16 protein-coding genes are annotated in these 13,479 nt (G+C 62.6%); 9 read left to right on the top strand and 7 right to left on the bottom strand.

Annotated elements, in window-relative coordinates; genetic code table 11:
- Nucleotides 1-115 precede the first annotated feature (115 nt).
- The 3 genes from OS035_RS29815 to OS035_RS29805 form a co-directional block, all read right to left on the bottom strand.
- Nucleotides 116-1,069, bottom strand: coding sequence for an acetyl-CoA carboxylase carboxyltransferase subunit alpha (locus tag OS035_RS29815; protein ID WP_097629628.1), 954 nt, complete (start codon nt 1,067-1,069; stop codon nt 116-118).
- Between the two features lie 62 nt (nt 1,070-1,131).
- Nucleotides 1,132-2,085, bottom strand: a complete 954-nt coding sequence (gene xerD, locus OS035_RS29810) for a site-specific tyrosine recombinase XerD (protein WP_131711803.1) — start codon at nt 2,083-2,085, stop codon at nt 1,132-1,134.
- Between the two features lie 7 nt (nt 2,086-2,092).
- Complete coding sequence (locus OS035_RS29805; RefSeq protein WP_003589926.1) at nt 2,093-2,269, bottom strand: hypothetical protein; 177 nt, start codon at nt 2,267-2,269, stop codon at nt 2,093-2,095.
- A 148-nt stretch (nt 2,270-2,417) separates the two neighbouring features.
- Here OS035_RS29805 and OS035_RS29800 point away from each other — a divergent pair, with 148 nt between their 5' ends.
- Genes OS035_RS29800 through OS035_RS29790 form a run of 3 tightly spaced genes read left to right on the top strand, consistent with a single transcriptional unit; the run spans nt 2,418 to nt 5,445 of the window.
- Nucleotides 2,418-3,008, top strand: coding sequence for a shikimate kinase (locus tag OS035_RS29800; protein WP_183778341.1), 591 nt, complete (start codon nt 2,418-2,420; stop codon nt 3,006-3,008).
- Nucleotides 3,005-4,135 (top strand): 3-dehydroquinate synthase, encoded by a 1,131-nt coding sequence (gene aroB / locus OS035_RS29795; RefSeq protein ID WP_183778339.1) that lies wholly within the window; start codon nt 3,005-3,007, stop codon nt 4,133-4,135. The genes OS035_RS29800 and aroB overlap by 4 nt, the downstream gene beginning before the upstream one ends.
- Nucleotides 4,135-5,445, top strand: a complete 1,311-nt coding sequence (locus OS035_RS29790; protein ID WP_097629632.1) for an HlyC/CorC family transporter — start codon at nt 4,135-4,137, stop codon at nt 5,443-5,445. Before aroB ends, OS035_RS29790 begins: the two co-directional genes overlap by 1 nt.
- Nucleotides 5,446-5,487: 42 nt before the next feature.
- On the opposite strand, the gene OS035_RS29785 is transcribed toward OS035_RS29790, so the two are convergent.
- Nucleotides 5,488-5,769: a BolA family protein gene (locus OS035_RS29785; RefSeq protein WP_097629633.1), complete on the bottom strand. Its 282-nt coding sequence runs from the start codon at nt 5,767-5,769 to the stop codon at nt 5,488-5,490.
- Between the two features lie 102 nt (nt 5,770-5,871).
- Here OS035_RS29785 and OS035_RS29780 point away from each other — a divergent pair, with 102 nt between their 5' ends.
- The 5 genes from OS035_RS29780 (at nt 5,872) to OS035_RS29760 (ending at nt 11,376) form a co-directional block, all read left to right on the top strand.
- Nucleotides 5,872-6,489, top strand: coding sequence for a J domain-containing protein (locus OS035_RS29780; RefSeq protein WP_097629634.1), 618 nt, complete (start codon nt 5,872-5,874; stop codon nt 6,487-6,489).
- A 309-nt stretch (nt 6,490-6,798) separates the two neighbouring features.
- A complete protein-coding gene (gene cobS / locus OS035_RS29775) occupies nt 6,799-7,791 on the top strand; it encodes a cobaltochelatase subunit CobS (protein WP_003589933.1) in 993 nt (330 codons plus the stop codon).
- A 12-nt stretch (nt 7,792-7,803) separates the two neighbouring features.
- Entirely contained in the window at nt 7,804-9,705 is a 1,902-nt protein-coding gene (gene cobT / locus OS035_RS29770; RefSeq protein WP_183778337.1) for a cobaltochelatase subunit CobT, read from the top strand.
- 24 nt (nt 9,706-9,729) lie between these two features.
- Nucleotides 9,730-10,752 (top strand): esterase-like activity of phytase family protein, encoded by a 1,023-nt coding sequence (locus OS035_RS29765; protein WP_183778330.1) that lies wholly within the window; start codon nt 9,730-9,732, stop codon nt 10,750-10,752.
- Between the two features lie 57 nt (nt 10,753-10,809).
- Entirely contained in the window at nt 10,810-11,376 is a 567-nt protein-coding gene (locus OS035_RS29760) for an ATP-binding protein (protein WP_097629637.1), read from the top strand.
- Nucleotides 11,377-11,382: 6 nt separating this feature from the next.
- On the opposite strand, the gene OS035_RS29755 is transcribed toward OS035_RS29760, so the two are convergent.
- From OS035_RS29755 to OS035_RS29745, 3 genes are all read right to left on the bottom strand, one after another.
- Nucleotides 11,383-12,018 (bottom strand): VUT family protein, encoded by a 636-nt coding sequence (locus tag OS035_RS29755; RefSeq protein WP_012559138.1) that lies wholly within the window; start codon nt 12,016-12,018, stop codon nt 11,383-11,385.
- Nucleotides 12,019-12,130: 112 nt separating this feature from the next.
- Nucleotides 12,131-12,430, bottom strand: coding sequence for a 50S ribosomal protein L28 (gene rpmB / locus OS035_RS29750; protein ID WP_003589938.1), 300 nt, complete (start codon nt 12,428-12,430; stop codon nt 12,131-12,133).
- 7 nt (nt 12,431-12,437) lie between these two features.
- Nucleotides 12,438-12,674 carry a hypothetical protein gene (locus OS035_RS29745; RefSeq protein ID WP_131711804.1) on the bottom strand — a complete coding sequence of 79 codons (237 nt, stop codon included), beginning with the start codon at nt 12,672-12,674 and terminating at the stop codon, nt 12,438-12,440.
- Here OS035_RS29745 and OS035_RS29740 point away from each other — a divergent pair.
- Entirely contained in the window at nt 12,673-13,449 is a 777-nt protein-coding gene (locus OS035_RS29740; RefSeq protein WP_097629638.1) for a DUF3108 domain-containing protein, read from the top strand. The two genes, OS035_RS29745 and OS035_RS29740, sit on opposite strands and share 2 nt — an antisense overlap.
- Nucleotides 13,450-13,479 lie beyond the last annotated feature (30 nt).

The raw sequence follows: 13,479 nt of genomic DNA, 5'->3' as shown, positions 1-13,479 counted from the left end.
TCAGCGATTTCCGAAAGCGCGTCGCGATCTTTCAGATTCGCTTCCCGCGCTTCAGCTCTTTGTTTTTGCGCATGTCGTTGCCGCAAAACCGCTGCACACTTTTGCGCGACAGGCTTTAGAGATTGCGGCCGATATTGAGGAATTTCTGGCGGCGCTCGTTGCGTAGCTGTTCGCCGGAACGGGACGCCATTTCGCCGAGCGCATTGGCGATCATGTCGCCGGTTGCGGCGATGACGCTGTCGGGATCGCGATGCGCGCCGCCGAGCGGCTCGGAAATGATGCCGTCGATGACGCCGAGCGATTTCAGGTCTTCGGCGGTAATCTTCATATTGGTCGCCGCTTCCCGAGCGCGGGTGGAATCGCGCCAGAGGATGGAGGCGGCGCCTTCCGGCGAGATGACGCTGTAGATCGAATGCTCTAGCATATAGACCTTGTTGCCGGTGGCAATCGCGATGGCGCCGCCCGAGCCGCCTTCGCCGATGACGACGGAAACGAGCGGAACCTTGACGCCGAGACACATTTCCGTCGAGCGGGCGATCGCCTCGGCCTGGCCGCGCTCTTCGGCGCCGACACCGGGATAGGCGCCTGCCGTATCCACCAGCGAAATCACCGGCAGGCCGAAACGATCGGCCATTTCGAGGATGCGGATCGCCTTGCGGTAGCCTTCCGGCCGCGGGCTGCCGAAATTATGCTTCAGGCGGGTCTTGGTGTCGTTGCCCTTTTCCTGGCCGACGACGGCGACCGGCTGGCCGCGGAAGCGGGCAAGACCCGCCTGGATCGCGGCATCCTCGGAAAATTTGCGGTCCCCGGCGAGCGGCGTGAATTCCTGGAACAGCGTCTTGGCGTAGTCGACGAAATGCGGGCGCTGCGGATGGCGGGCGACCTGGGTCTTCTGCCAGGGATTGAGCTTGGAATAGATTTCGACGATCGCCTCGCGGACGCGAACCTCCAGCCTGCCGATTTCATCGGTGGTGTCGATGCTCTCGTCTTCCGTTGCGAGCTTCTTCAGCTCGATGATCTTGCCTTCGAGGTCGGAGATCGGCTTTTCGAAGTCGAGATAATTGTGCATGAGGTGCGTTTCCGTTCCTTGTGCCCGGGGCGTTTTCCTGGCTCCGCCCCTTGTCGCCGGTCCTATTCGTGCTTTTTCGCCTGTTTGGCAAGGGGGTGATGCGTCTGGACGAGCTGCTGCAGCCTCTCTTCGAGGACATGCGTGTAAATCTGTGTGGTCGAAATGTCCGAATGGCCGAGGAGTTCCTGCACGACGCGCAGGTCGGCGCCGTTGGCAAGCAGGTGGCTGGCAAAGGCGTGTCGCATCACATGTGGCGAGATCATCGACGGTGTCAGGCCGGCGCGGATCGCCAGGTTTTTCAGGTCGCGGGCGAAAACCTGGCGGGGCAGATAGCCCTCCCTCGAGGCGGCGGGAAACAGCCAGGGGCTTTCCTGCGGATCCTTGGCCGCGGCATTTTCCACCGCCAGCAGGCGGCCGTAGGATTTCAGCGCCGATATCGCCGATTGCGACAGCGGCACCAGCCGTTCCTTGTTGCCCTTGCCGCGGATCATCAGGAAACGCCCTTCCTGATCGAGCACGCGGGCAGGAAGCGAAACCAGTTCACTGACGCGCATGCCGGTGGCATAGAGCAGCTCCAGCAGCGCCAGCATGCGCAGGCGCTGCAACTGGCCAGGCGCTGCATCGCCTGCCTCGGCCTCAGCTTGGGAAAGCAGCTTGCCGACCTCCTCGACACCCATCGTCTTCGGCAGCGGACGGCCTTTCTTCGGCGCGTCGAGAATGCCGGTGGGGTCGTCGGTCCTCAGCCCCTCGGCATAAAGGAACTTGTAGAACTGCCGCATGGCGGCAAGCCGGCGCGCCTGGGAAGAGGCTTTGAAGCCCTTTCGGGCGAGCGAGGCGAGATAGGCGGCCAGATCGGCGGAAGCGGCTTCGGTCAGCCGCACGCTGCGGCCGTTCAAGAAGGCGTGGACGTCGTCGAGGTCGCGCTCATAGGATTGCAGCGTGTTGACGGCAGCACCGCGCTCGGCGCTCATCATCTCCAGGAAGGATTCCACATGGACGCGGCTCAGATCCACCATATGCCGGTCACTTCCTGGTCGTGTTGATCGTGCCCGTCGCTGGCGGATTGACCCGCTCGGACGGAATACGGATGGTCACGTCGCGCGGCTCGGGCTCGACAAAGGTCACAAGCGCCCACATCGCTCCGTAGACCGTCCCGGCGAGGATCGCGCAGACGAACAGAAAACGGAACAGGGTCGGCATCCGGCAACTCCTTCATGCTCTGCTTCTGTTATAAGAAGCGTATCTGCAAGTGCAAGAAGCGCTATTCAAGCCATGATTCCCTTGTCCGCGACTTGACGCTCCAGCTGCATTTGTCGATACGGTTTGCAAACAAAGTGTGAATGGACCGATGAGTGAACCACTGCTGACCGTTGCTGACAGCTTGAAAGGCAGAGCTCGCGCCGCGCTCGGTTCACGCAATCTGATCCTCGTCGGGCTGATGGGTGCGGGGAAATCCGCCGTCGGCCGCATCGTCGCCAGCCAGCTCGGCATTCCCTTCATCGACAGCGACCACGAAATAGAGCGCGTGTCGCGCATGACGATCGCCGAACTTTTCGCGGCCTATGGCGAGGATGAATTCCGGGCGCTGGAAACGCGGGTGATGAAGCGGCTGTTAAAGGGCGGGCCGCGGGTCGTCTCCACCGGCGGCGGCGCCTTCATCAACGAGCGGACGCGCAGGCATATCATGAAAGGTGGCGTCTCCGTCTGGCTGAAGGCCGATCTCGACGTACTCTGGGAGCGGGTCAATAAACGCGACAACCGTCCCCTGCTCAAGACCGAAAACCCCAAGCAGACGCTCGAAGGCCTGATGAATGCGCGCTACCCGATCTATGCGCAGGCCGACCTCACCGTGCTCTCGCGCGACGTGCGCAAGGAAATCATGGCCGACGAGGTGCTGAAGGCGATGATCGAAGCTCAAAAGGAAAATGCAGCGTCATGAATGCGATACCCTCCGCCTCCGCCATCCAGACGGTGCACGTGCCGCTCGGCGAGCGCGCCTACGACATCCTGATCGGGCCGGGGCTGATCGCGCGGGCCGGCGCCGAGATCGCCTCTCGCCTCAAGGGCCGCAAGGCGGCTGTCGTCACCGACGAAAATGTCGCGCCGCTCTATCTCAAGGCGCTCGTCGCCAGTCTCGATGAAGCGGGCATCGCCTCGGCTGCGGTCGTCCTGCCGGCCGGCGAGAAGACCAAAAGCTTCGAGCATCTGATGACCGCCTGCGACAAGGTGCTCGAAGCCCGCGTCGAGCGTAACGATTGCGTCATCGCGCTCGGTGGCGGCGTCATCGGCGATCTCTCGGGATTTGCGGCCGGCATCGTGCGGCGCGGCGTGCGCTTCGTGCAGCTGCCGACCTCGCTTCTGGCGCAGGTCGATTCCTCCGTCGGCGGCAAGACCGGCATCAATTCCCGCCACGGCAAGAACCTGATCGGCGTCTTCCATCAGCCGGATCTGGTTCTGGCCGATACCGATGTACTGAATACGCTGAGCGAGCGCGAATTCCGCGCCGGTTACGCCGAGGTTGCCAAATACGGGCTGATCGACAAGCCGGATTTCTTCGCCTGGCTGGAAGCCAACTGGAAGGCGGTTTTTGCAGGCGGCTCCGCCCGCATCGAGGCGATTGCCGCCAGCTGCCAGGCGAAGGCCGATGTCGTCGTTGCCGACGAGCGCGAGAACGGCCAGCGGGCGCTGCTCAATCTCGGCCATACGTTCGGCCATGCGCTGGAGGCGGCGACCGCCTATGACAGTTCCCGTCTCGTGCATGGCGAGGGCGTCTCGATCGGCATGGTGCTGGCGCATGAATTCTCCGCGCGGATGAACCTTGCAAGCCCCGACGATGCGCGTCGCGTCGAGCGGCATCTGCAAGAGGTCGGCCTTCCGACCCGGATGTCCGACATTCCGGGCGCGCTGCCGCCGGCTGAAACGCTGATGGATGCAATCGCCCAGGACAAGAAGGTCAAGAGCGGCAGGCTCACCTTCATCCTGACGCGCGGCATCGGCCAATCCTTCGTTGCCGACGACGTTCCCGCCTCCGAGGTGATCAGCTTTCTCAGGGAAAAACACCCCTAATGACCGTCGAAGGCGCTCTGGCATTTCTTGCGACATATTGGCCGGAGATCCTTTCGATCACGGCGCTCGTGCTGATGTCCGCCTTCTTTTCCGGCTCGGAAACCGCGCTGACCGCGGTTTCGCGCAGCCGTATCCATACGCTTGAAGTCAACGGCGACGAACGCGCCGGCATCGTCCGGCAGCTGATCGAGCGGCGCGACCGGCTGATCGGCGCGCTGCTGATCGGCAACAATCTCGCCAATATCCTCTCCTCCTCGATTGCCACCAGCCTGTTCCTCGGGCTGTTCGGCAGTTCCGGCGTGGCGCTGGCGACGCTCGCCATGACCGTCATCCTGGTCATCTTCGCCGAAGTGCTGCCGAAGAGCTGGGCGATTTCGACACCCGACCGTTTCGCGCTTGCCATCGCCGTACCGGCCAGGCTCTTCGTTCTCGTCGTCGGTCCGATCTCTTCCTTCGTCAATGCGATCGTCCGGCGGATCCTGGCGCTGTTCGGCATCAACCTCTCGCGGGAGGTATCGATGCTGACGGCGCATGAGGAGCTGCGCGGTGCCGTCGACCTCCTGCACCGCGAGGGATCGGTGGTGAAGGCCGACCGCGACCGGCTGGGCGGCGTGCTCGATCTCGGCGAGCTCGAACTCTCCGACATCATGGTCCACCGCACGGCGATGCGGGCGATCAACGCCGACGATCCGCCTGAGGCGGTGGTGCGCGCCATTCTCGAAAGTCCCTATACGCGCATGCCTTTGTGGCGGGGCACGATCGACAACATCATCGGCGTCGTTCATGCCAAGGATCTGCTGCGGGCGCTGGCCGAACCGAACATGGAACCGCAGAACCTCGATATCGTGAAGATCGCGCAGAAGCCATGGTTCGTGCCCGACAGCACCAACCTCGAAGACCAGCTCAACGCCTTCCTGCGCCGCAAGCAGCATTTCGCCGTCGTCGTCGACGAATATGGCGAGGTGCAGGGCATCGTCACGCTCGAGGATATTCTCGAAGAAATCGTCGGTGACATTTCCGACGAGCACGATATCGAGATCCAGGGTGTGCGCCAGGAGGCCGACGGTTCGGTCGTCGTCGACGGCGGCGTGCCGATCCGCGACTTGAACCGCGCGCTCGACTGGAACCTGCCCGACGAGGAGGCGACGACGATTGCCGGCCTGGTCATCCATGAATCGATGACCATTCCGGAAGAGCGCCAAGCCTTCACCTTTTACGGCAAGCGTTTCATCGTCATGAAGCGTGAGAAGAACCGCATCACCAAGCTGCGCATCCGCCCCGCCGGGGAAGACGGCGCAAAACCGGTCTGACCCGGCTTGGACTATCGGCGATCAGTCTCCATATAGGCTTTGTTACCAGCGGGTCGGCTCATTCGGTGCTGCCGGTTCGACGGCCAGCGCATGCAGGCCGGCATCGAGTTCCGGTTTCAAGAGGTCGGTGATCGCCCGGTGACGCGCCAGTCGCGACATGCCGGCGAATTTGGCAGAGACGATCCTCACCCGCATATGGGTTTCGCCGGTGCCGGTGATGTCGGGCTGATGGCCGGCATGCAGATGGCTTTCGTCGACGACGCTCAGGCGCTCCGGCGCGAAGGCTTCGACTAGTTTTTCTTCGATGCGGGTTCGCAGGGTCATCGTCCGGTCTTGCTTCGCGAAAAAGGTTCCCACCAAGCCAGCAACAAACCCGTTTGTCAATTCTTGTTGTCGCCTCGCGACAGCCTCATAATTAGCACCACCATGAGACTTGATTCCAAATATTTCGATCGCATCCGAACACGCCGCAAACGCGAGCAGGAGACAGAGCAGGCGCCGCCTACCTGTCAATGGGATGGCTGCGACAAAAAAGGCTCGCATCGCGCTCCTGTCGGACGCAATGCGGAAGGCCAGTTCTTTTTGTTCTGCTTCGAGCACGTCAAGGACTACAACAAGGGCTACAATTATTTCTCCGGTCTGTCGGACGGCGAGATCGCCCGCTACCAGAAAGAAGCGATCACCGGCCACCGGCCGACCTGGACCGTCGGCGTCAACAAGTCGGCGAAGGACAGTCCGCTGCATTCGGAGGTCCGCTCCGGCGCCTATAGCCGCGTTCGCGATCCCTTCGGCTTCGTCAAGGAAGGCGGCAAGGGCAGCGGGCCGCGGTTTCCCCAGGCGCGCAAGCTGAAATCGCTGGAAACCAAGGCCTTCGATACGATGGGTCTCGATGGCAATGCGACCTCGGCGGAGATCAAGAGCCGCTACAAGGAGCTGGTCAAGAAGCACCATCCTGACGCCAATGGCGGCGACCGCGGCTCGGAGGAGCGTTTCCGCGCCGTCATCCAGGCCTATCAATTGTTGAAGCAGAACGGTTTTTGTTAGTTCCCGTCCTTGCTCTTGGGCTTCAATCGGGTATGGTCCAAATCGGCTGAGGCCGCAGGCAAACGCGGCTCATATTTGTGCGTTTTCCCGACATCGCCTCCGCCGACCTTCCGGACGCGGCGTTTCTTGTCCGGGACTCTTTCAAGAATGCTCGCACGCGGTCATTATCCCGCCGAGGTTTCGTTTCAGTCCCGGAGAAGCATCGCCGACGTTCCGACCTGGACGGGCGCGGAATAAAATCGCGGCGTCACGGTTGCGACATGGCCTGAGACAGTATGGCCGGGTGGCATCACCCGCCTTGGAGACATGATGAGCAAGATCGACCTCGATATATCTGAACTGCCCGATACCACCGTTTCGGTCCGCGAGGCCTTCGGCATCGATTCCGACATCCGCGTTCCCGCCTACAGCAAGGGCGACGCCTATGTGCCGGACCTCGACACCGATTACCTCTTCGACCGCGACACGACGCTCGCCATTCTTGCAGGCTTCGCCCATAACCGCCGCGTGATGATCTCCGGCTATCACGGCACCGGCAAGTCCTCGCATATCGAGCAGGTCGCGGCGCGGCTCAACTGGCCCTGCGTGCGCATCAACCTCGATAGCCATGTCAGCCGTATCGATCTCGTCGGCAAGGATGCCATCGTCGTCAAGGATGGGCTGCAGGTCACCGAATTCAAGGACGGCATCCTGCCTTGGGCCTATCAGCACAATGTGGCGCTGGTCTTCGACGAATATGATGCCGGCCGCCCCGATGTGATGTTCGTTATCCAGCGGGTGCTGGAATCCTCCGGCCGCCTGACATTGCTCGACCAGAGCCGCGTCATCCGGCCGCACCCGGCCTTCCGCCTGTTTGCGACCGCCAATACGATCGGTCTCGGCGACACCACGGGCCTCTATCACGGCACGCAGCAGATCAACCAGGCGCAGATGGACCGCTGGTCGATCGTGACGACGCTGAACTATCTGCCGCATGATCACGAAGTGAATATCGTCGCCGCCAAGGTGAAGAGCTTCGGCAAGGACAGGGAAGGCCGCGACACCGTTTCGAAGATGGTTCGTGTCGCCGATCTGACGCGCGCTGCCTTCATGAACGGTGATCTCTCCACCGTCATGAGCCCGCGTACCGTCATCACCTGGGCCGAGAATGCCGAGATCTTCGGCGATCTCGCCTTCGCCTTCCGCGTCACCTTCCTCAACAAGTGCGACGAATTGGAGCGCCCTCTGGTCGCCGAGCACTATCAGCGGGCCTTCGGCGTCGAGCTGAAGGAAAGTGCCGCCAATATCGTTCTCGGAGCCTGAGACCGACCGATCATGGCAGCTCGCGGTGACAATTCGAAAGCAAAGCCCGGCGCGCCCGTCGACGTCGAGCCATTGCGCCGGGCGATATCCGGCTGCGTGCGCTCGGTCGCCGGCGACGGCGATGTCGAGGTGACCTTCGCCAACGAACGGCCTGGAATGACCGGCGAGCGCATCCGGCTGCCGGAGCTTTCCAAGCGGCCGACGGCGCATGAGCTGGCGGTCACCCGCGGGCTCGGCGATTCCATGGCGCTCCGCCTTGCCTGCCATGACGAGAAGATGCATGCGACGATGGCGCCGCAGGGCTCGGATGCCCGGGCGATCTTCGATGTCGTCGAGCAGGCGCGCGTCGAATCGATCGGCGCGCTGCGCATGGAGGGCATGGCGACCAACCTGCGCTCCATGACCGAAGAGAAATATTCCAAGGCGAACTTCACCGGCATCGAGCGTCAGGAAGACGCACCGGTCGGCGAAGCTGTTGCGATGATGGTGCGCGAGAAGCTGACCGGCCAGCGTCCGCCGGCCTCCGCCGGCAAGGTGCTCGACCTCTGGCGCGGCTTCATCGAGGAAAAGGCGGGGGCCGAACTCGACAATCTGTCGGGCGCGATCAATGACCAGCAGGCCTTCGCCAAGGTCATCCGCAACATGCTGTCGGCCATGGAAATGGCCGAGGAATACGGCGACGATGACAAAGACGCCGACAATGACGACCAGTCGGATCAGGAAGACCAGCCGAGCGGCGACGAGCAGGATCAGGACGAGGTCGACGAGGATGCCGGCACCGATGCCGCCCCGGTCGAAGACAGCGAAGTCGCCGACGAGCAGATGGAAGACGGCGAGACCGAAGGCGCCGAAATCTCCGACGACGACATGATGGAAGAGGGCGAGGACGATTCGGAAACGCCGGGCGAGACCCGCCGTCCGAACACGCCCTTTGCCGATTTCAACGAGAAGGTCGATTATCACGTCTTTACCGAAGAGTTCGACGAGATCATCACCGCCGAGGAACTCTGCGACGCCGCCGAACTCGAGCGCCTGCGCGCCTTCCTCGACAAGCAACTGGCGCATCTGCAAGGCGCGGTCGGCCGTCTCGCCAACCGGCTGCAGCGCCGGCTGATGGCGCAGCAGAACCGCTCCTGGGATTTCGACCTGGAAGAGGGTTATCTCGATCCGGCCCGGCTGCAGCGCATCATCATCGATCCGATGCAGGCGCTGTCCTTCAAGATGGAGCGCGACACCCAGTTCCGTGACACGGTCGTCACCCTGCTGATCGACAATTCCGGCTCGATGCGCGGCCGGCCGATCACGGTTGCCGCCACCTGCGCCGACATTCTCGCCCGCACGCTGGAGCGCTGCGGCGTCAAGGTCGAGATCCTCGGCTTCACCACCAAGGCCTGGAAGGGCGGGCAGGCGCGGGAAAGCTGGCTTGCCGGCGGCAAACCCCAGACGCCAGGCCGTCTCAACGACCTGCGCCACATCATCTACAAATCGGCCGATGCGCCGTGGCGGCGGGCACGCGCCAATCTCGGGCTGATGATGCGCGAGGGGCTACTCAAGGAAAATATCGACGGTGAAGCGTTGATCTGGGCGCATAACCGCCTGCTCGCACGCCGCGAACAGCGCCGCATCCTGATGATGATCTCGGACGGGGCGCCGGTCGACGATTCGACGCTGTCGGTCAATCCGGGCAATTATCTTGAGCGGCACCTGCGCGCCGTCATCGAACAGATCGAGACACGCTCGCCGGTAGAATTGCTGGCCATCGGCATCGGTCACGACGTGACGCGCTACTATCGCCGCGCCGTGACGATCGTCGATGCCGACGAACTTGCCGGCGCGATGACCGAACAGCTCGCCTCGCTGTTCGAAGATCAATCCACCCAGCCGCGTGGCGGCCGGCTCCGTCGTGCCGGCTGACGCCGCTGGAAGGAATCGCCCGGAATGACCGCCAGGCGCCTCGGCCGCCTGGCGGCGATCGTCCTCAGCATCGCCGCCGCAGGCGCTTACCCCGCATGGGCGGGTGACGTGCCGGTCATTAGCCGGCAAATCTCCGATTTCAGGATCGGCTCTTCGGAGACGCGCTTCGGTCCGCTGGAATTTCTCGGCGGGCTGGAGATGGTGTCCAGCAAAGCGCTGTTCGGCTCGCTCTCCTCCATCCGCTTCCGGCCGGACCAGAAACATTTCGTCGTGGTCCTCGATACCGGCCAATGGCTGACGGGCAGCATCGAGCGCGACATCAAGGGCAGGCTTTCCGGCCTTGCCGATGTCGAGATCACCGCGATGAAAAACAGCGCCGGGCGCAGCTTCGAGGGCAAGGGACATATGGATGCCGAGGGCCTGGCCTTTGATGGCGGCAGGGTCCTGGTCTCCTTCGAACAGGATCACCGCGTCGATGTCTATCCCGATCCGGGTTTTGCCCAATCCGGCGCAATCGCCACTTTGCCGATTCTCATTCCGCGCAAGATGCTGAGCGACAACCGCGGTATCGAGACCATCACGGTAGCGCCGGCATCGAGCCCGCTCAAGGGCGGCGTGGTCATCGTCTCCGAACGTGGTCTCGACAGCGACGGCAACCGGCTGGCGGCCATTCTGAGCGGGCCGCTGAAGGGGCGGTTTGCGGTCGCGCGCGACGGCAGCTTCGACGTCACCGATGGTGTCTTCCTGCCGAACGGCGACCTGTTGCTGCTGGAGCGCCGCTTCAACATGGCCGAAGGCATCGGCATGCGCCTTCGACGCGTCAAGGGCGCCGATATCAAGCCCGGGGCCGTCGTCGACGGCGAACTTTTGCTCGAAGGCAATTTCAACTCGCAGATCGACAATATGGAAGGGCTCGACGCCTTCCAGGCCGCCGACGGCACGACCCATATCATCCTGGTGTCGGACGACAATCATTCGATCCTGCAGCGCAATCTGATGCTGGAGTTCCGGCTTTCCGAACCGGCCGAACACAAAGCGTCAAACTGATGTCACAGGTCTCGGCTATTCCGCCCGCGGCATCGGAGCTGGCTTGCGGAGGAAATCATGGTGCATATTCACGTCATGGGCGCGTCCGGTTCCGGCACGACATCGCTCGGCCTTGTGCTCGCCGAGAGGCTCGATATCGCCCATCTCGACACCGACGATTTCTTCTGGCTGCCGACCGATCCGCCGTTCACGACGCCGAGGGATGCCGACCAGCGCATCCGGCTGCTGCTTGAGGAGACGGGCCGGCCGGGTGGCTGGGTGCTTTCCGGATCGGCGCTGAAATGGGGCGTGCCGCTCGAGCCGCTCTACGATCTGATCGTCTTCCTCAGGATCGCGCCGGAGCTTCGGATGGCGCGGATTCGCGCCCGGGAGGTCGCCCGGTACGGAGACAGAATCGGGCCGGGCGGCGACATGGAGGTAAAAAGCGGGCAATTCCTCGAATGGGCGGCAAGTTACGACACGGCCGGGCCCGAACGCCGCAGTCTTTGCGCGCATGAGCAATGGCTGGAAACGCAGACGGCGCCGGTGCTGCGGCTCGATTCATCGCATGAGGTCGACAACCTGGCTGCGCAGGTTCTTCTGCATCCGGCCATCGCCGCCGGAGCGGTCCGGCGGCGTTCGTGAGTTGAATCAGCTGGCGCGGGCAGCCTGCATCGGCCGCAGCACGTTCATCAGCGCGCCATAGGGCAGGAGCATGACGAGGCCGACGATCATCTTGACGGCGAAATCGCCGATCGCCCAGGAGATCCAGCGCGGCGCTTCGGTGGCGAAGACGCCGAGGACGGGAGCTGCCTCAAGCGCGAAGGGCTCGTTCGGGCCGAGGAAGACGAAAAACGCGGCGAAGGACAGCGAGAAGAACATCACCGTATCGAGCGCCGAACCGATCAGCGAGCCGACGAGCGGCGCGCGCCACCAGGCTTGGCGGCGGAGGCGGTTGAAGACGGCGATATCGAGTAGCTGGCCGGCGAGATAGGCCGAACCGGAGGCAATGGCGATACGCGGCGCCGAGGTGAAGAAGGACAGCGTCACGCCGACGACGAAGCCGGCAAAGACGACCTTGCGGGCTGCTTGCGGGCCGAACTGGCGGTTGGTCAGATCGGTGATCAGGAAGGCGACCGGATAGGAAAAGGCGCCCCAGGTCAGGATATCGGCAAGGTTGATGCCGGCGACTTCGGCGTTCAGCGGAAACTGGACGAGGAAGTTGGAGGCGACGACGACGAGCGTCATCAGCGCGACATAGGCGATGGTATAGCGGGTCTTCAGCATTTTTTTATCCTGGGTGATGCCACCAGTTGGAGAGATGGACCAGCAAAACAAAAGGCTTGAGCGGAGGTCATCCGTGCAAGCCTTTCGAAGCCGTATGAAAGAAGGCGGAAGCTTAGGCAGCAACAGCCGCTTCGGCGGTCTTCTTGACGATCTGGCGGCGCAGCAGGCGTGCGCGCATCGACAGCTCGGTTTCGCTGGCCTTCAGCAGGAAGGCATCGAGGCCGCCACGATGCTCGACCGAACGAAGGGCAGCAGCCGAAACGCGAAGACGGTAACGCTGGTTGAGAGCGTCGGAAATCAGCGTGACCTGGCACAGGTTCGGCAGGAACCGGCGCTTGGTCTTGTTGTTGGCATGGCTGACATTGTTACCAGTCAGGACGGCCTTGCCGGTCAATTCGCACACGCGGGACATGGAACACCTATTCTTGTTTTTCTCGGGCCATCGAATTGCCATTCCCGGCAAAACCAGGCGCGCAATCCAACGGGCATGATTGGAAAGTTGCGGTTCTATAGTCAGACAGGCTGGCCGCGTCAAGCCAAACCTTGGGCTTTCCCGCAATTCTGTCAAAAAGCTGCTGTTTTCTTCCCATCAAGGCAGGAGTATAGAGCGCTCTGGCAAAGGCTGCTGGCGCGCGGCAAGACAAGGCTTCACTCATGGCTCATTCGGGCAGACGGATTTTCATTTCGGCCATCGCAGCGCTGCTTGCCATACCGGCATCGGCGGCCGAAATCCAGCATCGGACGGAATACCGGGTGACGCTTGCCGGCCTGCCGATCGCGCGCGCCGCGTTTCTGACGAAGATCGAGGACGATCACAGCTATAACATCGCCGGCAGCATCAACTCGGCCGGTCTTGCCGATCTGGTAACGACGATTTCGGCCAAAACCAGCGTCACCGGCGTCGTGCGCAACGACAGGCTGCAGGCGCAAAATTATTCGCTCTACTACAAGAGCGGTAAAAAAGCCCGCGTCTACGAGGTCAGCTACCGCGACGGCAACATCGTCTCGGCGACGACGACACCGCCGCCGAAGCGTCCGAAGAACTGGATCGACGTGACGCCGCGCGATATGCGCTCGGTGCTCGATCCGATCTCCGGCCTGGTCTTCACCGGCGACACCAAGGTCTGCTCGCAGACGCTGCCGATCTTCGACGGCGAGACGCGCATGGATCTGGTGCTGTCGCCGAAGGGCGACGAGGACTTTTCGACCAACGGCTTCAAGGGCAAGGCGGTCGTCTGCGGCGTACGCTTCGTGCCGCGCTCGGGCTACAAGAAGGGCCGCAAGGACATCGTCTATCTCAGCAAGAGCGACCGGATGGAAATCTGGTTTGCCAAGTCGGACGCGGCAAATGTATACGCTCCCGTCTATGTGCGCATTCCCACCGAATATGGGATGGTGACGATCACGGCCGTCAAATACGGCAGCAGCTGACGGAGTTCATGCCTCCGTCAAAGGGGGACG

It is taken from the genome of Rhizobium sp. 268, assembly GCF_036571585.1.
Lineage (GTDB): Bacteria > Pseudomonadota > Alphaproteobacteria > Rhizobiales > Rhizobiaceae > Rhizobium > Rhizobium redzepovicii.
Note: the sequence above shows the minus strand (reverse complement) of the source record. Positions and strands in the feature narration are given on the sequence as shown.

Bases quoted from the DNA above. Each gene is read 5' to 3' on its own strand.
- OS035_RS29790 (WP_097629632.1), top strand. From the start codon at position 4,135: ATGACCGTCGAAGGCGCTCTGGCATTTCTTGCGACATATTGGCCGGAG.
- cobT (WP_183778337.1), top strand. From the start codon at position 7,804: ATGGCAGCTCGCGGTGACAATTCGAAAGCAAAGCCCGGCGCGCCCGTC.
- OS035_RS29760 (WP_097629637.1), top strand. From the start codon at position 10,810: ATGGTGCATATTCACGTCATGGGCGCGTCCGGTTCCGGCACGACATCG.
- OS035_RS29745 (WP_131711804.1), bottom strand. From the start codon at position 12,674: ATGAGTGAAGCCTTGTCTTGCCGCGCGCCAGCAGCCTTTGCCAGAGCG.
- OS035_RS29805 (WP_003589926.1), bottom strand. From the start codon at position 2,269: ATGCCGACCCTGTTCCGTTTTCTGTTCGTCTGCGCGATCCTCGCCGGG.
- OS035_RS29785 (WP_097629633.1), bottom strand. From the start codon at position 5,769: ATGACCCTGCGAACCCGCATCGAAGAAAAACTAGTCGAAGCCTTCGCG.
- OS035_RS29815 (WP_097629628.1), bottom strand. From the start codon at position 1,069: ATGCACAATTATCTCGACTTCGAAAAGCCGATCTCCGACCTCGAAGGC.
- OS035_RS29800 (WP_183778341.1), top strand. From the start codon at position 2,418: ATGAGTGAACCACTGCTGACCGTTGCTGACAGCTTGAAAGGCAGAGCT.
- cobS (WP_003589933.1), top strand. From the start codon at position 6,799: ATGAGCAAGATCGACCTCGATATATCTGAACTGCCCGATACCACCGTT.
- OS035_RS29780 (WP_097629634.1), top strand. From the start codon at position 5,872: ATGAGACTTGATTCCAAATATTTCGATCGCATCCGAACACGCCGCAAA.
- OS035_RS29755 (WP_012559138.1), bottom strand. From the start codon at position 12,018: ATGCTGAAGACCCGCTATACCATCGCCTATGTCGCGCTGATGACGCTC.
- rpmB (WP_003589938.1), bottom strand. From the start codon at position 12,430: ATGTCCCGCGTGTGCGAATTGACCGGCAAGGCCGTCCTGACTGGTAAC.
- OS035_RS29740 (WP_097629638.1), top strand. From the start codon at position 12,673: ATGGCTCATTCGGGCAGACGGATTTTCATTTCGGCCATCGCAGCGCTG.
- OS035_RS29765 (WP_183778330.1), top strand. From the start codon at position 9,730: ATGACCGCCAGGCGCCTCGGCCGCCTGGCGGCGATCGTCCTCAGCATC.
- xerD (WP_131711803.1), bottom strand. From the start codon at position 2,085: ATGGTGGATCTGAGCCGCGTCCATGTGGAATCCTTCCTGGAGATGATG.
- aroB (WP_183778339.1), top strand. From the start codon at position 3,005: ATGAATGCGATACCCTCCGCCTCCGCCATCCAGACGGTGCACGTGCCG.